At 73.8% G+C, this 19919-nt stretch carries 19 protein-coding genes; 16 read left to right on the top strand and 3 right to left on the bottom strand.

The window, feature by feature from the left end; all coding sequences use genetic code 11:
- Positions 1-4: 4 nt before the first annotated feature.
- Complete coding sequence (gene glgX, locus O2V63_RS17380; protein ID WP_269168789.1) at positions 5-2173, bottom strand: glycogen debranching protein GlgX; 2169 nt, start codon at positions 2171-2173, stop codon at positions 5-7.
- A gap of 105 nt (positions 2174-2278) precedes the next feature.
- Between glgX and O2V63_RS17375 the strand changes: the two genes are divergently transcribed.
- From O2V63_RS17375 to O2V63_RS17335, 9 genes are all read left to right on the top strand, one after another.
- The gene (locus O2V63_RS17375; protein WP_269168788.1) at positions 2279-3037 is read left to right on the top strand and encodes an ABC transporter ATP-binding protein; all 759 of its coding nucleotides are present in this window, start codon (positions 2279-2281) and stop codon (positions 3035-3037) included.
- A gap of 55 nt (positions 3038-3092) precedes the next feature.
- Positions 3093-3878 carry an enoyl-CoA hydratase/isomerase family protein gene (locus O2V63_RS17370; RefSeq protein ID WP_269168787.1) on the top strand — a complete coding sequence of 262 codons (786 nt, stop codon included), beginning with the start codon at positions 3093-3095 and terminating at the stop codon, positions 3876-3878.
- Complete coding sequence (locus O2V63_RS17365) at positions 3875-4288, top strand: VOC family protein (protein WP_269168786.1); 414 nt, start codon at positions 3875-3877, stop codon at positions 4286-4288. Before O2V63_RS17370 ends, O2V63_RS17365 begins: the two co-directional genes overlap by 4 nt.
- Before the next feature lie 49 nt (positions 4289-4337).
- Positions 4338-5447, top strand: coding sequence for a PLP-dependent cysteine synthase family protein (locus O2V63_RS17360; RefSeq protein WP_269168785.1), 1110 nt, complete (start codon positions 4338-4340; stop codon positions 5445-5447).
- A gap of 116 nt (positions 5448-5563) precedes the next feature.
- Positions 5564-6343, top strand: coding sequence for an electron transfer flavoprotein subunit beta/FixA family protein (locus O2V63_RS17355; protein WP_269158845.1), 780 nt, complete (start codon positions 5564-5566; stop codon positions 6341-6343).
- Between the two features lie 46 nt (positions 6344-6389).
- Positions 6390-7352 carry an electron transfer flavoprotein subunit alpha/FixB family protein gene (locus tag O2V63_RS17350; RefSeq protein ID WP_269164731.1) on the top strand — a complete coding sequence of 321 codons (963 nt, stop codon included), beginning with the start codon at positions 6390-6392 and terminating at the stop codon, positions 7350-7352.
- A gap of 198 nt (positions 7353-7550) precedes the next feature.
- The gene (locus O2V63_RS17345) at positions 7551-8741 is read left to right on the top strand and encodes a cysteine desulfurase family protein (protein ID WP_269168784.1); all 1191 of its coding nucleotides are present in this window, start codon (positions 7551-7553) and stop codon (positions 8739-8741) included.
- A 1-nt stretch (position 8742) separates the two neighbouring features.
- Positions 8743-9840, top strand: a complete 1098-nt coding sequence (gene mnmA / locus O2V63_RS17340; protein ID WP_269168783.1) for a tRNA 2-thiouridine(34) synthase MnmA — start codon at positions 8743-8745, stop codon at positions 9838-9840.
- Positions 9841-9881: 41 nt separating this feature from the next.
- Complete coding sequence (locus tag O2V63_RS17335; protein WP_269168782.1) at positions 9882-10928, top strand: methionine synthase; 1047 nt, start codon at positions 9882-9884, stop codon at positions 10926-10928.
- A gap of 9 nt (positions 10929-10937) precedes the next feature.
- On the opposite strand, the gene O2V63_RS17330 is transcribed toward O2V63_RS17335, so the two are convergent.
- Positions 10938-11330: a hypothetical protein gene (locus tag O2V63_RS17330; protein ID WP_269168781.1), complete on the bottom strand. Its 393-nt coding sequence runs from the start codon at positions 11328-11330 to the stop codon at positions 10938-10940.
- Positions 11331-11473: 143 nt separating this feature from the next.
- Here O2V63_RS17330 and O2V63_RS17325 point away from each other — a divergent pair, with 143 nt between their 5' ends.
- Both O2V63_RS17325 and ligA read left to right on the top strand, forming a co-directional pair.
- Positions 11474-12673, top strand: a complete 1200-nt coding sequence (locus O2V63_RS17325) for an HNH endonuclease signature motif containing protein (protein WP_269168780.1) — start codon at positions 11474-11476, stop codon at positions 12671-12673.
- Positions 12674-12761: 88 nt separating this feature from the next.
- Entirely contained in the window at positions 12762-14933 is a 2172-nt protein-coding gene (gene ligA, locus O2V63_RS17320) for an NAD-dependent DNA ligase LigA (RefSeq protein WP_269168779.1), read from the top strand.
- A gap of 35 nt (positions 14934-14968) precedes the next feature.
- On the opposite strand, the gene O2V63_RS17315 is transcribed toward ligA, so the two are convergent.
- On the bottom strand, positions 14969-15631 hold the full coding sequence (locus tag O2V63_RS17315; RefSeq protein ID WP_269168778.1) for an ACT domain-containing protein: 663 nt from the start codon (positions 15629-15631) through the stop codon (positions 14969-14971).
- 195 nt (positions 15632-15826) lie between these two features.
- On the opposite strand from O2V63_RS17315, the gene gatC reads away from it, so the two are divergent.
- The 5 genes from gatC to O2V63_RS17290 are packed head-to-tail and all read left to right on the top strand — an operon-like array spanning position 15827 to position 19909.
- Positions 15827-16126, top strand: coding sequence for an Asp-tRNA(Asn)/Glu-tRNA(Gln) amidotransferase subunit GatC (gatC, locus tag O2V63_RS17310; RefSeq protein WP_269168777.1), 300 nt, complete (start codon positions 15827-15829; stop codon positions 16124-16126).
- A complete protein-coding gene (gene gatA, locus O2V63_RS17305) occupies positions 16123-17655 on the top strand; it encodes an Asp-tRNA(Asn)/Glu-tRNA(Gln) amidotransferase subunit GatA (RefSeq protein WP_269168776.1) in 1533 nt (510 codons plus the stop codon). Before gatC ends, gatA begins: the two co-directional genes overlap by 4 nt.
- Positions 17656-17663: 8 nt before the next feature.
- Positions 17664-17852 carry a hypothetical protein gene (locus O2V63_RS17300; RefSeq protein ID WP_269168775.1) on the top strand — a complete coding sequence of 63 codons (189 nt, stop codon included), beginning with the start codon at positions 17664-17666 and terminating at the stop codon, positions 17850-17852.
- Positions 17849-19357 carry an Asp-tRNA(Asn)/Glu-tRNA(Gln) amidotransferase subunit GatB gene (gene gatB / locus O2V63_RS17295; RefSeq protein ID WP_269168774.1) on the top strand — a complete coding sequence of 503 codons (1509 nt, stop codon included), beginning with the start codon at positions 17849-17851 and terminating at the stop codon, positions 19355-19357. Before O2V63_RS17300 ends, gatB begins: the two co-directional genes overlap by 4 nt.
- Before the next feature lie 9 nt (positions 19358-19366).
- On the top strand, positions 19367-19909 hold the full coding sequence (locus tag O2V63_RS17290; RefSeq protein WP_269168773.1) for a GNAT family N-acetyltransferase: 543 nt from the start codon (positions 19367-19369) through the stop codon (positions 19907-19909).
- Positions 19910-19919 lie beyond the last annotated feature (10 nt).

Raw genomic sequence — 19919 nt, 5'->3', positions numbered from 1 at the left:
GGGGTCAGGGCGTGCCGGCCGCCGTCGGGGTGCGGACCACCCGCATCGCCCACACGGAGTGGCCGGGCAGCTGTGCGGGACCCGGCGGCAGCGCGGTCGGCTGCGGGGGAGTGCCGGTCGGGTACTCGGTGGCCAGCACCAGCTCGTAGCCATCGCCCCAGGGCGCTCCTGGGAGGACGACGTCGACCGGGTCGGCGCCGGCGTGCAGCCAGATCAGCCACGAGTCGTCGAGCACCGGCCGCCCCCGCTCGTCGCGGTGCCGCAGGCCCCGGCCGTCCAGGTACATCCCGAGGGTCTGCAGGCCGGTGTCGAACCAGTCGCTGCTGGTGAGCTGGTGCCCGCCGGGGGCGAACCAGGCCAGGTCCCGGGTGCCGCCGGTGCCGGCGATCTCGGTGCCCTCGAAGAAGGCCTCCTGCCGCAGCACGGGGGAGCGGCGCCGCAGCCCGACCAGGGTGGACACGAAGCTCCACAGGTCGGGGTCGATGGCACCCCAGTCGAGCCAGGAGACCTCGTTGTCCTGGCAGTAGGCGTTGTTGTTGCCGCCCTGGGTGCGCCCGAGCTCGTCCCCGGCGGTCAGCATCGGCACCCCGGTCGACAGCAGCAGCGTGGCCAGGTGGTTGCGCACCTGCCGGGCCCGCAGCTCGCGCACCGCAGGATCGTCGGTCGGGCCCTCGACGCCGCAGTTCCAGTTGCGGTTGTGGCCCTCGCCGTCCCGGTTCTCCTCGCCGTTGGCCTCGTTCCGCTTCTGCTCGTAGGCGACCAGGTCGGCCAGGGTGAACCCGTCGTGGGCGGTCACGAAGTTGACCGAGGCGAAGGGACGCCGGCCGTCGGAGCGGTACAGGTCGGAGGAGCCGGTGAGCCGGTAGGCCAGGTCGCGCACCCCCACCCGCGCGCCGGACCAGACGTCGCGCACGGTGTCCCGGTACTTGCCGTTCCACTCCGTCCAGGGCGGCGGGAAGTTGCCGACCTGGTAGCCGCCCTCGCCGACGTCCCACGGCTCGGCGATCAGCTTCACCGTGCTGACCACCGGGTCCTGGTGCACCACGTCGAAGAAGGCCGACAGCCGGTCGACGTCGTGCATCGACCGGGCCAGGGCGGAGGCGAGGTCGAACCGGAAGCCGTCGACGTGCATCTCGGTGACCCAGTAGCGCAGCGAGTCCATCAGCAGCGCCAGCACCGGGGGACGGCGGACGTCGAGGGTGTTCCCGCAGCCGGTGTAGTCGGTGTAGCGCGACAGGTCGTCACCGCTGCCGGGGCCGCCCAACCGGTAGTAGCCGGCGTTGTCGATGCCGCGGAAGGAGAGGGTCGGCCCGGTGTGGTCGCCCTCGGCGGTGTGGTTGTAGACGACGTCCAGGATCACCTCGATGCCCGCGGCGTGCATCGCCTTGACCATCGCCTTGAACTCGGTGACCTGCCCACCGCCCGTGCCCGCCGAGCTGTAGGCCGCGTGCGGGGCGAAGTAGCCGAGCGTGTTGTAGCCCCAGTGGTTGGTCAGCCCGCGACGGAGCAGGTGCGGCTCGCTGACGAAGTGGTGCACCGGCAGCAGTTCGACCGCGGTCACCCCGAGGGACAGCAGGTGCTCGATGAACGCCGGGTGGGCCAGGCCCGCGTAGGTGCCGCGCAGTGCCGGGGGGACGTCGGGGTGGCTCATCGTGGCGCCCTTGACGTGCACCTCGTAGATCACCGTGTCGCTCCACGAGGTGCGCAGCACGTGGTCGCCGTCCCAGGGGAACGAGTCGTGGATGACCACCCCGCGGGGCACGAACGGCGCCGAGTCGTTGGGGTCGGCGGCGAACGGATCGGCCGGGGACCAGCCGAAGAGGGCGTCGTCGAGCACGAGCTCGCCGTCCACGGCCCGGGCGTAGGGGTCCAGCAGCAGCTTCGCCGGGTTGTACCGGGCGCCGGAGGCGGGGTCGTGCGGGCCGTGCACCCGGTAGCCGTAGCGCTGGCCGGGGCCCACGCCCGGCAGCCGGCCGTGCCACACCTGGTGGGTGGTCTCCTGCAGCCGCTGCCGGTGCTCGGTGCCGTCGGGGTCGAACAGGCACAGGTCGACTGCGGACGCGCCGGCCGACCACAGTGCGAAGTTGGTGCTCGTGCCGTCCCAGTGGGCGCCCAGCGGCGCCGCCGAACCGGGCCACACCTCGACCGGTCGGTCACTCGTCCATGCGGTCACCCCGGCATCGTGCCCGACGACGGGCCCGCACCCGGTGACCACGACGCGCGGCGGGTTGGTTGGATGGCAGGTGTGTGGACTGAGCCGGTCGTCGAGATCCGCGGAGTGGACGTCGTCCGGGGCCAGGCGCACCTGTTGCGCGCGGTCGACTGGACCGTCCGGCCCGACGAGCGCTGGGTGCTGCTGGGCCCCAACGGGGCGGGGAAGACGACGCTGCTGCAGCTGGTCGGCGCGCAGCTGCACCCCACCCGCGGGGAGGTGGGGATCCTCGGCGAGACCCTCGGCGCGGTCGACGTCTTCGAGCTGCGGCCGCGGATCGGGCTGACCAGTGCGGCGCTGGCGCAGCGGATCGACCCGGGCGAGCGGGTCGGTGACGTCGTGGTGAGCGCCGGGTACGCCGTCGTCGGCCGCTGGCGGGAGCGCTACGACGTGCACGACCTGACCCGCGCGGCGCTGCTCATGCAGCAGTGGGGTGTGGCGCGGATGGCGCACCGCCCCTTCGGCACGCTGTCGGAGGGGGAGCGCAAGCGCACCCAGATCGCCCGCGCGCTGATGACCGACCCCGAGCTGCTGCTGCTCGACGAGCCCGGTGCCGGGCTGGACCTGGGCGGCCGCGAGGACCTGGTCACCCGACTGTCGGACCTGGCCCGCGACCCGAACGCGCCCGCGCAGGTGCTGGTCACCCACCACGTCGAGGAGATCCCGCCGGGGTACACCCACGCGCTGCTGCTGCGCGGTGGTGAGGTGGTCGGCTCCGGCCCGGTGGACGACGTGCTCACCGCCCCGCTGCTGTCGGACGCGTTCGGGCTGGCCCTGGAGGTCGAGCGCACCGGCGGCCGCTTCAGCGCCCGTCGCGCGGCTTAGGGTCGGACCACCACCGACCCCGGACACCGACGTCCCGCAGCACACGGAGGCCCGCATGGCAGCGCCCGAGTTCGTCACCCTCCAGGTCGAGGACGGCGTCGGCACCATCCGGCTCGACCGGCCGAAGATGAACGCCATCGACGAGCAGCTGCACTGGGAGGTGCGGGCCGCGGCACTGGAGGCCGGCAAGGACCCCGAGGTGCGGGCCGTCGTCCTCTACGGCGGGGAGCGGGTGTTCGCCGCTGGGGCCGACATCAAGGCGATGTCCCAGCTGACCGGGGCGAGCATGGTCGCCTGGGGCCGGGAGCTGACCGCCTCGTTCACCACGGTCGCCCACATCCCGAAGCCGGTGATCGCCGCGATCACCGGCTACGCCCTCGGTGGCGGCTACGAGCTGGCGCTGTGCGCCGACTTCCGGATCATGGGCCGCGACGCGAAGGTGGGGCAGCCGGAGATCCAGCTGGGGGTGATCCCGGGCGCCGGCGGCACCCAGCGGCTGGCCCGACTGGTCGGCCCGGCCAAGGCCAAGGACCTGGTGTTCACCGGCCGGCACGTGGGCGCCGAGGAGGCGCTGGAGATGGGGCTGGCCGACGCCGTCGTGCCCGACGACGAGGTCTACGCGACCGCCGTGGCGATGGCCCGCAAGTTCGCCGCCGGTCCGCCGCTGGCGCTGGCCGCCGCGAAGCGGGCCATCGACGAGGGCCTGGACGGCAGCCTGACGGCCGGGCTGGAGCTGGAGAGCCGGCTGTTCGCCGAGCTGTTCGACACCGAGGACCAGGCGACCGGGATGCGCTCGTTCCTGGAGAGCGGCCCGGGCAAGGCGACCTTCACCGGCCGGTGAGCGTCCCTCAGCGGCTCTCGTTCGTCACCATCGGCGTCCGGGACGCGGCCCGGTCGCGCGCCTTCTACGCAGGGTGGGGCTGGCAGGAGCGGCCTGGGGGGAGCGACGACTTCGCTCAGTTCGACGTCGGTACCACCCGCCTGGCGCTCTTCCCGCTCGACCGGCTGGCCTCGGAAGCAGCTCCGGACGCGGACCTGCCGGCCCCGGGGACGTGGAACGGGATCACCTTGGCGGTGAACGTCGCCGCGCGCGGTGACGTCGACCAGGTGCACGCCGCAGCCGCGATGGCGGGCGCGCGGGTGGTCACCGCTCCGGTCGACCGGGAGTGGGGTGGGCGCAGCGGCTACGTCGCCGACCCCGACGGCACCCGCTGGGAGGTCGCCTGGCTGCCCGGCCTGCTCCCGGGTTGAGCGCCCGGGCGTGCGGCCGACAGGCGTGCCGACCGGGCATCATGCCGGGGTGACCGCTCCGCGCCCCACCGACGTCGACCGCTCCGACCCGGGCGGGCGGGCGTGGGTGGAGCGGGCCGTCGCGCTGGTCGAGGCCGACGCACACCGGTCCGCCGACACCCACCTGCTGGTCTACCCGCTGCCGCCCGAGTGGGGCATCGACCTGTACCTGAAGGACGAGTCGACGCACCCCACCGGCAGCCTCAAGCACCGGCTGGCGCGCTCGCTGTTCCTCTACGCACTGTGCTCGGGGCAGCTGCACGAGGGCAGCACCGTGGTGGAGGCCTCCAGCGGGTCGACGGCGGTCAGCGAGGCCTACTTCGCCCGGATGCTCGGCCTGCCGTTCGTCGCGGTGATGCCGGCGACGACCAGCGCCGAGAAGATCGCCCTGATCGAGTTCCACGGAGGCCGCTGCCACCTGGTGGCCGACGCCGGCACGGTCTACGACGAGGCCCGGCGGATCGCCGCGGAGACCGGCGGGCACTACCTCGACCAGTTCACCAACGCCGAGCGGGCCACCGACTGGCGCGGGAACAACAACATCGCCGAGTCGGTCTTCGAGCAGCTGAGCCGGGAGCGGCACCCGGTCCCGGAGTGGGTCGTCGTCGGCGCCGGCACCGGCGGCACCAGCGCCACGATCGGCCGGTACGTCCGGTACCGCCGGCTGCCCACCCGGCTCGCCGTCGTCGACCCGGAGGGCTCGGCGTTCTTCCCCGGCTGGCGGGACGCCGACCCGGCCACCACCGGGCGGGGCTCGCGGATCGAGGGCATCGGCCGGCCCCGGGTGGAGCCCTCGTTCGTCCCGACCATCGTCGACCGGATGGTCTGCGTGCCCGACGCCGCCTCGCTGGCGGCCATGCGGCACCTGGAGCGGGTCGCCGGGCGCCGGGCCGGCGGGTCGACCGGCACCAACCTGTGGGGCGCGTTCGGGCTCATCGCCGAGATGCTCGCCGCCGGCCGCACCGGCAGCGTGGTCACGCTGTTGTGCGACGGCGGGGAGCGCTACGCCTGCACCTACTACGACGACGCCTGGGTCACGGCGCAGGGGCTGGACCTGGCACCGCACACCGCCGTCCTCGAGCACTTCGCCCGCACGGGGGAGTGGACAGCCGCCGGGTGAGCCGGTCACTCAACCCCGCCCTCCCCGCCGGGTGTTACCCGCAAGTAGCCTCGATGATCGGCACGAGGCGGGCTTCGCCCGCGCCCACCCGAACCACCGCGGAGGTTGGTCTGACGATGAACATCGTCGTTCTAGTCAAGCAGGTCCCCGACTCCGGCAGCGAGCGGAAGCTGGACCCGTCGGACAACACCGTCGCGCGGGCCACCGCCGACAACGTGATCAACGAGATGGACGAGTACGCCATCGAGGAGGCGCTCACCGTCAAGGAGGCGCAGGGCGGTGAGGTCACGGTGCTGACCGTCGGCCCCGACACCGCCACCGACGCCATCCGCAAGGCCCTGTCGATGGGCGCGGACAAGGCCGTGCACGTCAGCGACCCGGCGATCCACGGCTCCTGCGCCGTGCAGACCAGCGCCGTCATCGCCGCCGCGCTGTCGCAGCTGGAGTACGACCTGGTGCTGTGCGGCGCCGAGTCCACCGACGGTCAGGTCTCGGTGATGCCGGCGCTGCTGTCGGAGCGGCTGGGCATCCCGCAGCTGTCCGGCGCCCGCAAGCTCACGATCGAGGGCTCGATGGCCAAGATCGAGCGGCAGACCGACGGCGGCTACTGGGAGGTCGAGGCGCCGCTGCCGGCGATCGTCTCCACCTGGGACACGATCAACGAGCCGCGCTACCCCTCCTTCAAGGGGATCATGGCCGCCAAGAAGAAGCCGGTGGAGACCAAGACCCTCGCCGACCTGGGCATCGACGCGTCGACCGTGGGCCTGGCCACCGCCACCAGCAAGGTCGTCGACTTCGCCGGCCGCCCGCCCAAGGGCGAGGGCGTGAAGGTCGCCGACGAGGGCGACGGTGCCGACAAGCTGGTCGGCTACCTGGCCGCCCAGAAGATCGTCTGACCGGCTGCGACCGTGCTGAAGACTCAGAGCTGAGGAGAGAACAGACATGGCAGAGGTCCTGGTCCTTGCCGAGCTCAACCCCGCCGCCGGTGGGCCCCGCAAGTCGACGCTGGAGGCGCTGACCGCCGCTCGTGCGCTCGGTGAGCCCGCCGCCGTCGTCATCGGTGCCCCCGGCACCGCTGCGGGCATCAAGGACGTGCTGGCCGAGTACGGCGCGGCGAAGGTCTACGTCGCCGAGTCCGACGACGTCGACGCCTACCTGGTGGCCCCCAAGGCCGAGGTGCTGGCACAGCTGGTCGCGGAGAAGTCCCCGGCCGCGGTCGTCATCCCGTCCACCCCGGAGGGCAAGGAGATCGCCGGCCGGCTGGCCATCAAGACCGGCAGCGGCTTCCTGACCGACGTCACCGAGATCGCCGCCGACGGCACCGCCACCCAGGTGGCGTTCGCCGGGGCGACGATCGTGCACTCACAGGTCACGGTCGGCACCCCGATCTACACCCTGCGCGGCAACTCGGTCACCCCCGAGCCGGCCCCGGCCGCAGGCACCGAGGAGACGGTGCAGGTCGCCGTCTCCGAGGCCGCCAAGCAGACCCGGGTGCTCGACCGGGTCGTGGAGCAGAAGTCCAACCGGCCGGAGCTGACCGAGGCCGCGATCGTCGTCTCCGGCGGTCGCGGGGTGGCGAGCGCGGAGAACTTCTCGGTGATCGAGGGGCTGGCCGACTCCCTCGGTGGCGCCGTCGGTGCCTCCCGCGCCGCCGTCGACTCCGGCTTCTACCCGCACTCCTTCCAGGTCGGGCAGACCGGCAAGACGGTGTCGCCGCAGCTGTACATCGCGGTGGGCATCTCCGGGGCGATCCAGCACCGGGCCGGCATGCAGACCTCGAAGACCATCGTCGCGGTCAACAAGGACCCCGAGGCGCCGATCTTCGAGCTGGCCGACTTCGGCGTGGTGGGCGACCTGTTCACCGTCGTCCCGGCGGCCACCGAGCAGATCAGCGCTCGCAAGTAGCACCGAGGGCCCTCCTGCGCTCCCTCGGTGGGCTGCAGGAGGGGTGATCGAGCACGTCGCGTCGGGCGTCGGCCTCCGGGTCGGCGCTCGACGCACGTCGCAGCCACAGGCACGAGGAGGCGGAGGAGTCGTGCGCACTCCCACCAGTCGGACACGACCGGGTTGCCCCCGGCGCCCGGCGCCTACGCTTGCTGTGCCATGACCTACCTCGACCACGCAGCGACGACCCCGATGCTGCCGGTCGCGCTCGCGGCCATGACCGAGCAGCTGGCCCGGGTGGGCAACGCCTCCTCCCTGCACGCCAGCGGCCGCGAGGCCCGGCGGATGGCCGAGCAGTCACGGGAGCGCCTGGCCGCTGCCCTGGGGGCGCGGCCGTCGGAGGTGCTGTTCACCGGCGGTGGCACCGAGGGCGACAACCTCGCCGTCAAGGGGCTGTACTGGGCCCGCCGCACCGCTGACCAGGGGCGTCGCCGGATCGTGGCCAGCCCGGCCGAGCACCACGCCGTCCTCGACAGCGTCGAGTGGCTGGAGAAGCACGAGGGCGCCGAGGTCACCTGGCTGCGGGTCGAGCCGACCGGCCGGGTCACCGCCGACGCGCTGGCCGACGCCCTCGGCGACGGACGGGACGTCGCCCTGGCCACCGTCATGTGGGCCAACAACGAGATCGGCGCCGTCAGCGACGTGACCGCGCTGGCCGCCGTCGCCCACGAGGTCGGCGTGCCGCTGCACACCGACGCAGTGCAGGCGATCGGCCAGTCGCCACTGGACTTCGCCGCCAGCGGCGTCGACGCCCTGACCATGACCGGGCACAAGGTGGGCGGCCCGATGGGCGCCGGGGCGCTGCTGCTGCGGCGGGACGCCGAGTGCACTCCGCTGCTGCACGGTGGTGGCCAGGAGCGCGACGTCCGGTCCGGCACCCTGGACGTCGCCGCGATCGTCGGGCTGGCCGCGGCCACCCACGCCACGGTCGCCGACCGGGCCGAGCGCACTGCGCGGGTGGCCGCGCTGCGGGACCGGTTGGTCGCCGGGGTGGTCGCCGAGGTGCCCGACGCCCAGCTCAACGGTCCGCCCCTGGACGACGTGGTGGCCGGTGGCCCCGGGCGGCTCCCGGGCAACGCGCACCTGTCCTTCCCCGGTGCGGAGGGCGACGCGCTGCTCATGCTGCTGGACGCCCGGGGCATCGAGTGCTCGACCGGGTCGGCCTGCAGCGCCGGCGTCGCCCGGCCCAGCCACGTGCTGCTGGCCGCCGGCGCCGACCCCGCCCGGGCCCGCAGCTCGTTGCGGTTCAGCCTGGGCCACACCTCGACCGACGCCGACGTCGACGCACTGCTCGAGGTGATCGGCCCGGTCGTGGAGCGGGCCCGCCGGGCCGGGACCGGGGGGCACTGAGATGCGACTGATCGCTGCCATGAGCGGCGGAGTGGACTCCGCGGTCGCCGCCGCGCTTGCCGTCGAGGCGGGGCACGACGTCACCGGTGTGCACTTGGCGCTCTCACCCGACCGGCAGACGCTGCGCAGCGGCGCCCGAGGGTGCTGCAGCGTCGAGGACTCCCATGACGCCCGGCGGGTGGCCGACGAGCTGGGCATCCCGTTCTACGTCTGGGACCTGGCCGACCGCTTCCGTGAGGACGTCATCGACGACTTCGTCGCCGAGTACGCCGCTGGCCGGACCCCGAACCCCTGCCTGCGCTGCAACGAGAAGATCAAGTTCTCCGCGGTGCTCGACCGGGCACGGGCGCTGGGCTTCGACGCCGTCGTCACCGGGCACCACGCCCGGCTGGCCGACGGTGAGCTGCGTCGCTCGGTCGACGCCGCGAAGGACCAGTCCTACGTGCTCGGCGTGCTCACCGCCGGGCAGTTGGCGGGCGCCGTCTTCCCGCTCGGCTCGATGACCAAGGAGCGGGTGCGGGAGCTGGCGGCCGAGCGCGGCTACGCGGTCGCCACCAAGCCGGACTCGCACGACATCTGCTTCATCTCCGACGGCGACACCCGCGGCTTCCTCGCCCGCAAGCTGGGTGAGCAGCCCGGCCCGGTCGTCGACGCCGCCACCGGGCAGACCGTCGGGACGCACGCCGGCGCGCACGGCTTCACCATCGGCCAGCGTCGTGGGCTGGGTGTCACCGCCGGGGACCAGCGCCCGCGGTACGTGCTCGGGATCGAGCCGGTCAGCCGCACCGTCACGATCGGCACCGCGGAGCAGGCTGAGGTCGACGAGGTGCGCACCGGGACGCCCACCTGGACCGGGCCGGTGCCCGACCTCCCGTTCCGGGCCCAGGTGCAGCTGCGCGCCCACGCCGCGCCGGTCGCCTGCGAGGTCTCCCTCGCCGAGGACGGCGGGCTGTGCCTCGTGCTCGGGGAGCGCCAGCGCGGAGTGGCCCCGGGGCAGTCGGCCGTGCTGTACGCCCCGGACGCCGAGCGGGGTGACCTGGTGCTCGGCCAGGGCACCGTGCTGCGCGCCGGGGAACGGCCGGAGACCGCACTGAGCTGACCGTCGCAGGTGCCGGTGGGACGGCGGGCTACGGTCGGCACGTGACCTCGGCGACGCACCTCCCGGACGACAGCAGTGAGCCGGGCGCCGACGGCGAGGTGCGGTCGGCGCTCCCGGTGTGGGGGCCGGCCACCGGCGTCGGGTCCCTGCCCGGCACCGACCCGGTCGAGGCGATGCGGCTGGTCGTCGGCGAGCTGCCGGACCTCCCGCACCTGCCCGAGCTGCCCGGCCGCGGCGCCGGGTCGGACCTGATCGGTCGCGCGGCCGCCCTGCTGGTCGACCTCTACGTCGACCTCACCCCGGCGGGCTGGCGGCTGGTCGCCCGTCCCGGCGCCGACCTGCGCCGGGCCCGGGAGGCCCTGGCCCGCGACCTCGACGCCCTCTACGAGGTGGCCGAGCGCTACGTGGGGCCGTTGAAGATCCAGGTGGCCGGGCCGTGGACCCTGGCCGCCGGGCTGGAGCGCAGTCGTGGCGACCGGGCCGTGGTGGACGCCGGGGCGCTCCGCGACCTGGCGCAGTCCCTCGCCGAGGGGATCGGTGCCCACGTCGCCGCCGTCTCCGCCCGGGTGCCGGGGGCCTCGGTCGTCGTGCAGCTGGACGAGCCGTCGGTGCCCGCCGTGCTGCAGGGCGGGCTGCCCACCGCCAGCGGGTTCGGCAAGCTGTCGGCGATCGAGTCGAACGTCGTGGAGGAGCAGCTCACCGGGCTCGTCCGCCAGGTGTCGGCACCGGTCGTGGTGCACTGCTGCGCCCAGCGCGCCCCGCTCGACCTCTTCCGGGCCGCCGGGGCGCAGGGGCTCTCCTTCGACCTGGGCCTGGTGCAGGACCTCGACGCCGTCGGCACCGCCATCGAGGCCGGCACCCACCTGCTCGTGGGCGTCGTCCCCGGTACCGACACCGACCTGGGCCGGCCGAAGGCGACCGCCAGCCGCGTGCAGGCCTGGTGGCGGGAGCTGGGCTTCCCGGCCGAGGAGCTGGCCGGCGCGGTGACGCTCACGCCGTCCTGTGGCTTGGCCGGGGCGAGCCAGGCCTACGCCCGGACGGCGATGGCGCACGTCCGCGAGGCCGCGAAGTACCTGCTGCCGGAGTGACGCCCCGGCTCAGCCGAGGCCCCCGACCTCGCTGACCGGGACGTCGTCACGCGGACACACCCACCAGGCGGCGGCGTCCCGCACCTGTGCCTGGAGGGGGTGGGTGTCGGGGTGCCGCGGGCAGCGCGGCCAGTTGGTGGGGGCGCTGCCCCACAGTTCCTCGACGGCCCACGCCTGCACCCCGTCGGCCACCTGCGCGACCTGTTCGGGCTGTGAGAGGCGGAGCTCCACGAAGACGCCCTGACCTCTGCCGTCGTGGCCCCACAGCATCGCCCGCGCCGCGAACGGTCCGTCGTCGTCGCTGTCGGGCCGGTCGTCGTCGACCCGGCGGGGAAGCGGCGCCGACGTGGCCCGGAGGTCGTCGAGGACCGGCTGGAGAGCGCGCTCGAGGTCTGGGTGCACGGAGCCATGATGGGTGCCGCGCGAGCCGTGTCAAGCGGCTTTCCGCATCTGTGGACATGCCTCTGACCTGCGGGTATGGGTTGCTGAAGGCCTTTATCGGCGATAGAATTCGTACACACGTTCGAACACGTCAGGAGGTGTCCGTGAGCGAGTTGCTGTCAGCTCTGGACGCCTTGGCGGCCGATGACCTGCACGGGTTGTCCGACGGGCAGATGCTGGATCGGACCGCCTTGCTGGTGCAGGTGGTCAACCGTGCGTCGGCGGAGCTGACCCGCACGGTGCGCCGCGCGGACACCGTGCAGGCCGCCGAGCACGACGGGTTGAAGTCGATGCGGTCGTGGCTGATCGGGCACGCCCGGCTGTCGGCGAGCGACGCGTCGCGGATCCTGCGGTCCGGGCGGGCGTTGGAGCACTTCCCGGCGCTGGCGGCCGGTTTCGCGGAGGGGTCAGTGACCGCGGCTCAGATGGACGTGGTCGCTGCCGCGGTGGGGGAGCGTGAGCGGGCTCGAGCCGAGGAGCAGGGGATCGACCTGGCCGCGTTCGACCAGGCGTGGGCACAGGTGGCCGCGGTCGCTCCGCACCAGTCGTTGGTCGCTGCAGTGCAGGCCTTCGAGGACGCGCTGGACCCCGACGGCCCGGAGCCGGACCCGACCGAGGGCCGGCGGTTGACGATCGCCAAGCACGCCGACGGCAGCGTCACCGGCCGGTTCGACCTCGACGCCGTGGGTGGGGAGAAGGTGCAGGCGGCGATCGAGTCGATGGTGCAGGCCGACCGCCCCCGGGGCGATGAGCGGACCCGGGCGCAGCAGAACGCCGACGCGCTGGTGCAGCTGTGTGACAACCAGTTGGCCAGCGGTGATCTGCCGATCCTGCGGACGGTGAAGCCGCACGTGGTGGTGGGCATCGACCTCGACGACCTGGTGGACCCGGCCACCGGTGCCGGGGCGGCGAGCACCGGGTTCGGGGCGACGATCTCGGCCGCGCGGGCCCGCTACCTGGCTTGTGACGGCAGCATCTCCCGGATCGTGATGGGCCCCGATGGGGTGCCGCTGGACCTGGGGCGGGACCACCGGGTGGTCACTCCCGGGCTGCGCAAGGCCGTGGAACGGCGGGACAAGAGCTGCGTGTTCGCCGGCTGCGGCGCCCCGAGTTGGTGGTGCGACGTCCACCACCTGATCCACTGGCTGCACGGCGGCGAGACCTCGCTGCAGAACTCAGCGTTGTTGTGCGAACGGCACCACACGAAGGTCCACCACGGCTTCCGGGTGCAGCGAGATCCCGGTGGTCGATGGCGCACCTACCGCCCCGACGACACCGAGATCCTCATCGGCCCACCGCTGTAGCGGCGTCGGAAGCTGCTCGCTGCCCGAGGTGGCGCGCTGCCGCCTGTGCTGCCGTTTCCCGTCGGAGTCGCCGGATAACGTCTCGTCCGTGAGCAGCGAGGCAGGGGAGCAGGACACGGTGGAGCGGGCCGACCAGCCCACGGTCGAGGCGGCCGTCGACCGGCAGGACGTCACCGAGGTGCCCGACGAGGTCCGCACCCGGCACCGCGACCTGTCCGAGGAGCTCGACCGGTACGCCTTCGCCTACTACGTGCAGGACGCCCCGCTGGTCAGCGACGGCCAGTACGACGAGCTGATGGGCGAGCTCACGGCGTTGGAGGTGGCCCACCCCGCACTGCTGACCCCGGAGTCACCCAGCCAGAAGGTCAACGGCGGCTTCGGCGCCACCTTCGCCCCGGTCACCCACCCGGAGCGGATGCAGAGCCTGGACAACGCCTTCTCCTCCGACGAGCTCTCCGCCTGGGCTGCCCGCGCGGAGCGGGACGGCGCCGCCGGCGCCGGTTACCTCTGCGAGCTGAAGGTCGACGGGCTGGCCATCGACCTGGTCTACGAACGCGGCCGGCTGGTCGGCGCGGCCACCCGCGGCGACGGGACGACGGGGGAGGACGTCACCGCCAACGTCCGCACCCTGGCCGTCGTCCCCCAGCAGCTCACCGGCGACGACGTGCCGGAGTTCCTCGAGGTCCGCGGCGAGGTCTACTTCCCGGTCGCCGCGTTCGCCGAGGTCAACGCCGGCCTGGTCGAGGCGGGCAAGGCGCCGTTCGCCAACCCGCGCAACGCCGCGGCCGGCTCGCTGCGGCAGAAGGACGCCCGGGAGACGGCGAAGCGCCCGCTCAGCATGGTCGTGCACGGCATCGGCGCGCGCCGCGGCTTCGAGCCCGCCCGCCAGTCCGACGCCTACGAGCAGCTGCGCGCCTGGGGGCTGCCGGTCAGCGCCCGGTACGAGGTGGTCGACGACCTCACCGGCGTCTGGGCCTACATCGAGCGGTACCGCGAGCAGCGGCACGCCGTCGAGCACGAGATCGACGGCGTCGTCGTCAAGGTCGACCAGGTCGCCCTGCAGCGCCGGCTCGGGTCCACCAGCCGCGCGCCGCGGTGGGCCATCGCGTTCAAGTACCCCCCGGAGGAGGCGACGACGAAGCTGCACGACATCCGGGTCAACGTCGGCCGCACCGGGCGGGTCACCCCGTTCGCCTACATGGAGCCGGTGAAGGTCGCCGGGTCCACCGTGCAGCTGGCCACGCTGCACAACGCCAGCGAGGTCAAGCGCAAGGGCGTGCTGATCGGCGACACGGTCGTCATCCGCAAGGCCGGCGACGTCATCCCCGAGGTGCTCGGCCCGGTGGTGGCGGCCCGCGACGGCTCCGAGCGGGAGTTCGTCTTCCCCACGCACTGCCCCGAGTGCGGCACCGAGCTGCGGCCGGAGAAGGAGGGCGACGCCGACATCCGCTGCCCGAACGCCCGCTCCTGCCCCGCCCAGCTCCGGGAGCGGGTCTTCCACGTCGCCGGCCGCGGCGCCTTCGACATCGAGGTGCTCGGCTACGAGGCGGCGACCGCCCTGCTGGAGAGCCGGCTGCTCGCCGACGAGGGCGACGTCTTCACCCTCGACGAGGACGCGCTGTGCCGCACCGACTTCTTCACCAAGAAGGACGGCACCCTCTCGGCCAACGGGAAGCGGCTGCTGACCAACCTGCAGACCCGCAAGGACGTCCCGCTGTGGCGGGTGCTCGTGGCGCTGTCGATCCGGCACGTCGGCCCCACGGCGGCCCAGGCGCTCGCCCGGGAGTTCCGCTCGGTCGACCGGTTGATGGCCGCGAGCGAGGAGGAGCTGGCCGCCGCCGAGGGCGTCGGGCCGACCATCGCCACGGCGGTGCGCGACTGGTTCACCGTCGACTGGCACCGCGACGTGGTGGAGAAGTGGCGGGCCGCGGGGGTGCGGCTGGCCGACCCCGAGTCCGATTCCGGGCCCGGGCCGCTGACCGGCATCACCGTCGTCGTCACCGGCTCACTGCGCGACCACAGCCGGGACCAGGCGATCGCCGCCATCCAGGAGCGCGGGGGCAAGGTCACCGGCTCGGTGTCGAAGAAGACCGGCTTCGTCGTCGTCGGCGCCGACCCCGGCAGCAAGTACGACAAGGCCGTCGCGGTGAAGGCGCCGGTCCTGGACGACGACGGCTTCACGGTGCTGCTCGAGCAGGGGCCGGACGCCGCCCGCGAGGTCGCCACCATCGGCGACGGCTCGGAGCCCGCCGAAGCCTGACGGCCCCGCTGCAGGGTGGGGGGCAGCGGGGTCCTTCAGGCCGGTGGGAGCCGGGTGACCGTCGCGGCGAGCCCGGTCAGGTGGGCCAGGCGCAGCAGCTCCGAGCGCCGGAACGCCGGCCCGCCGGACCGGCCGAGCAGCACCGCGGTGCCCTCGGGGCCCAGCGGCGCGGCCATCATCTCCACCGCCATCTCCTGCCAGCGCAGGGGCACCCAGTCACCGTCGCTGGGCAGCAGCAGGGGCGTGGTCAACGGCAGCCACGGGGTGCGGATGTCCTCCAGTGAAGGTGCGGCGTCGGACGCGGCCAGCACGGTGAGCTGGTCGGCGGAACCGGCGAGCACCACCGCCCAGCCGCTGCGGAACACCCGGGGGAGCTCGGCGGCGAGCACCTTGGCGGTGCCCGCCCCGGCCGGGGCCAGCGCCTCGAGCAGCTCCAGCTCCCGGTGGGTGTCCATCGGACCGGCGAAGGGGCGCAGCGACTCGACCTGCACACCCGGCACCGCGGTGGCGGCGGTGATCAGGCTGTCGGCGACCCGGTCGGCCGGGAGCTCCACGACGATGTCGTCGACGGCGACACCGTTGCCGCGCTCCAGGACGTCGACGGAGACGATGTCGATGCCGGCCTGGCCGAGCGCCGTCGCGACGGCGCCCAGGGTGCCGGGCCGGTCGGGGACGACCAGCCGCAAGAGGTAGGACACGGATCCCCCCGGACGTGGTGCTGAGGCGGGGCCGATCACCGTCGATCGCGGACAGGGGGAGCCTGCCGCATCGAGGGCCCCGGGACCAACCCGGCTCGCGGTCGGGTGGCCCGGTCGCGCCACGTAGAGTGGCTGAGTCCTGGAGCGAGTCGAGGCCGGGCCCGTCCGGCCGCCGAAGTGGGGTCCCAGCGCAGCATGAGCAGCATCTCCCGTTCCGACGTCGCACACCTGGCGCGTCTGTCGCGCCTGGCCGTCACCGACGAGGAGCTCGACCGGTTCGCCGGCCAGCTCGACCAGGTGCTCGCCGCCGTCGCCCGGGTCGGTGAGGCCGCGGTGGCCGACGTGCCGCCGATGACCCACGCCGTCCCGCTGACCAACGTGCTCCGCCCCGACGAGGTGACCCCCAGCCTGGACCGCGACGTCGTGCTGGCCGGTGCGCCCGCCGCCGAGGACGGCCGCATCCGCGTGCCGCGCATCCTGGGGGACGCCGAGTGACCGGCACCAGCAGTGACCTGACCCGCGCCGACGTCGCCGAGCTGTCCCGGCTGCTGGGCTCCGGCGAGGTGAGCGCCGTCGAGGTGACCCGCGCGCACCTGGACCGGATCGCCGCCGACGACGGCCGGCTCGGCGCCTACCTGCACGTCGAGGACGACGCCGCGCTCGCCGCGGCCGCCGCGGTCGACCAGGCCCGCGCCACCGGCGCCGAGCTCGGCCCGCTGGCCGGCGTGCCGCTGGCGCTGAAGGACCTGGTGGTCACTGAGGGCGTGCCCACCACGAGCGGCTCGAAGATCCTCGAGGGCTGGCGCCCGCCGTACAGCGCCACGGTCGCCACCCGGCTCGCCGAGGCCGGCACCGTGCTGCTGGGCAAGACCAACATGGACGAGTTCGCGATGGGCTCCTCCACCGAGAACTCCGCCTACCAGGTGACCCGCAACCCCTGGGATGCCGAGCGCATCCCCGGCGGCTCCTCCGGCGGCTCCAGCGCCGCGGTCGCTGGGCACCTCGCGCCCTGGTCCATCGGCACCGACACCGGCGGCTCCATCCGGCAGCCGGCCGCGCTCACCGGGCTGGTCGGGCACAAGCCGACCTACGGCTCGGTCTCCCGCTACGGCCTGATCGCCTTCTCCTCCAGCCTGGACCAGGCGGGGCCGATGGCCCGCACGGTGCTGGACGCCGCGGTGATGCACGAGGTCATCGGCGGCCACGACCCGCGCGACTCCACCAGCATCGACACCCCGCTGGCCCGGCTGGCCGACGCCGCCCGGGAAGGCGCGGCCGGCGACCTGCGCGGCGTGCGGGTCGGGGTCGTCCGCGAGCTCGGTGGGGAGGGCCACGCCGAGGGCTACGAGCCCGGCGTCCTGGCCCGCACCCGCGAGGCGATCGAGGTGTTGGCCGGGCTGGGCGCGGAGGTCACCGAGGTCTCCTGCCCCTCCTTCGACCTGGCGCTGCCCGCCTACTACCTGATCGCGCCGAGCGAGGCCTCCAGCAACCTGGCCCGCTACGAGGGTGTCCGGTTCGGCCTGCGGGCCGGCGACGACGGCAGCCGGGACCTCGACGAGGTCATGGCGATCACCCGGGAGCAGGGCTTCGGCCCGGAGGTCAAGCGGCGGATCATCCTGGGCACCTACGCGCTGTCCAGCGGGTACTACGAGGCCTACTACGGCCAGGCGCAGAAGGTGCGCACGCTGATCACCCGCGACTTCAGCGCCGCCTTCGCCGGCGTCGACGTGCTGGTCAGCCCCACCACCCCGACCGTCGCGTTCCCGATCGGCACCCGGGTCGACGACCCGATCTCGATGTACGCCGCCGACCTGTGCACCCTGCCGGCCAGCCTGGCCGGCCTCCCGGCGATCTCGGTGCCCAGTGGGCTGTCCGAGGGGCTGCCGGTCGGGCTGCAGGTGATGGCCCCGGCGCTGGCCGACGACCGCTGCTACCGGGTCGCCGCCGCGCTGGAGGCCGCGCAGGACGCCGCCCGAGGCCACCGGCTGCTCGACGAGCTGGGCACCCCGGCGGGTGCCGCGTGAACGGGCCCATGAAGGCAGCCTGGGGGCTGACCGTCTTCGTGATCGTCGCCGGCGCCGTGCTCTGGGCCGTGACCGGCCAGGCGATCTTCGCCGTCTTCATCGTGCTGGGCGTGCTGACCGCGATCGGTGCCTGGTTCACCACCCGCAGCGCCGCCACCGGCTCGACCACGACGTCCCACCCGGAGGAGAAGCCATGACCAGCACCGCCGACCGGCTGGTCGAGTTCGACGACGTCCTGACCCGCTACGAGCCGGTCATCGGGCTGGAGACCCACGTCGAGCTGGGCACCGCCTCCAAGATGTTCTGCGGCTGCGCCACCACCTTCGGTGCCGAGCCCAACACGCACACCTGCCCGGTGTGCCTGGGCATGCCCGGCTCGCTGCCGGTGGCCAACGCCGCCGCCGTCGAGGCGACCATCAAGATCGGCCTGGCGCTGGGCTGCCGGATCGCGAACTGGTCGCGGTTCGCCCGGAAGAACTACTTCTACCCCGACATCCCCAAGGGCTTCCAGACCAGCCAGTACGACGAGCCGCTGTGCGTCGCCGGCCACCTGGACGTCGAGGTCGACGGGACGACGCACCGCGTGGAGATCGAGCGGGTGCACCTGGAGGAGGACACCGGCAAGAACCTGCACGTCGGTGGGGCCACCGGGCGCATCCACGGCGCCGACCACTCGCTGATCGACTTCAACCGGGCCGGCATCCCGCTGGTCGAGATCGTCACCCGCCCGGTGCCCGGTGCCGGCCGGCTGGCCCCCGAGGTCGCCCGCGCCTACGTCACCGAGCTGCGCGAGATCGTCCAGGCCCTCGGCGTCTCCGACGTACGGATGGAGCAGGGCAGCCTGCGCTGCGACGTCAACATCTCGCTCAACCCGGTCGGCGACCTGGAGTGGGGCACCCGCACCGAGACCAAGAACGTGAACTCGCTGCGGTCGGTCGAGCGCGCCGTCCGCTTCGAGATGCGCCGGCAGGCCGCCGTCCTCGACGGAGGTGGCCGGATCGTGCAGGAGACCCGGCACTTCCACGAGGACACCGGCAGCACCTCCTCCGGGCGCAGCAAGGAGGAGGCGACCGACTACCGGTACTTCCCCGAGCCCGACCTGGTGCCGCTGGCGCCCGACGCCGAGTGGATCGAGAAGCTGCGCGCCGAGCTGCCCGAGCTGCCCGCTGCCCGCCGTACCCGGCTCCAGCAGGAGTGGGGCATCTCCGGCACCGAGATGACCTGGCTGGCCAACGCCGGAGCGCTCGGCCTGGTCGAGCAGACCGTTGCCGCCGGCGCCACCCCGGGTGACGCCCGCAAGTGGTGGCTGGGCGACCTCGCCCGCCGGGCCAACGAGGCCGGCACCGAGCTCGCCGAGCTGTCGATCACCCCGGCACAGGTGGCCGAGCTGGTCCGGCTGGTCAACGAGGGCACCATCAACGACGGGCTCGCCCGCCAGGTGCTCGACGGCGTGCTGGCCGGCCAGGGCGACCCGGCGCAGGTCGTCGAGGCGCAGGGGCTGGCGGTGATGGGGGAGTCCGACGAGCTGGTCGCCGCCGTCGAGGCTGCGATCGCCGGCGCCCCCGACGTCATCGCCAAGGTCAAGGCCGGCAAGGTCCAGGCGCTGGGTGCGCTCGTCGGGGCGGTCATGAAGACCACCCGCGGCAAGGCCGATGCCCCCACCGTGAAGCGGATGCTGGAGGAGCGGGTGCTGGGCTCCTAGCCTGGGGCGGTGGGGCTGCCCGCCGTCGAGCTGCGCCCGCTGCGGCGGGCGGACTTCCCGCTGCTCAGCCGCTGGCTGGCCGAGCCGCTGGTCGCCCGCCGGTGGGACGACGACCCGAGCCTCGCCGCGGTCGAGCGGCAGTACGGGCCCAGCGTCGACGGCACCGACCCGACCGCGGTGTACCTCGGCGTCCACGACGGGCAGCCGTTCGGCCTGGTGCAGGTGTACGCGTTCGCCGACGAACCGGAGTCGCTCACCGAGCTGTCGGCGATCTGCGAGGTGCCCGCTGGCGCGCTGAGCATCGACTACCTGGTCGGTGAGCCGGAGGCGCGCGGCCGGGGGCTGGGGGCGGCGATGATCGCCGCCGCCGTGGCGCGGGGCTTCGCCGACCACCCTGAGGCGCGGGACGTGCTGGTCGCCGTGGCGCTGGGCAACGAGGCCTCGTGGCGGGCGCTGCGCCGCGCCGGGGCCCACTGGTACGCCGACGGTGAGCTGGTGCCGGACAACCCGGTCGACCCGCCGGACCACGTGGTCCACCGCTTCACCCGGTAGTCCCGGCCCG

The organism is Modestobacter sp. VKM Ac-2977, from assembly GCF_026968045.1.
Taxonomy (GTDB): domain Bacteria; phylum Actinomycetota; class Actinomycetes; order Mycobacteriales; family Geodermatophilaceae; genus Modestobacter.
Note: the sequence above shows the minus strand (reverse complement) of the source record. Positions and strands in the feature narration are given on the sequence as shown.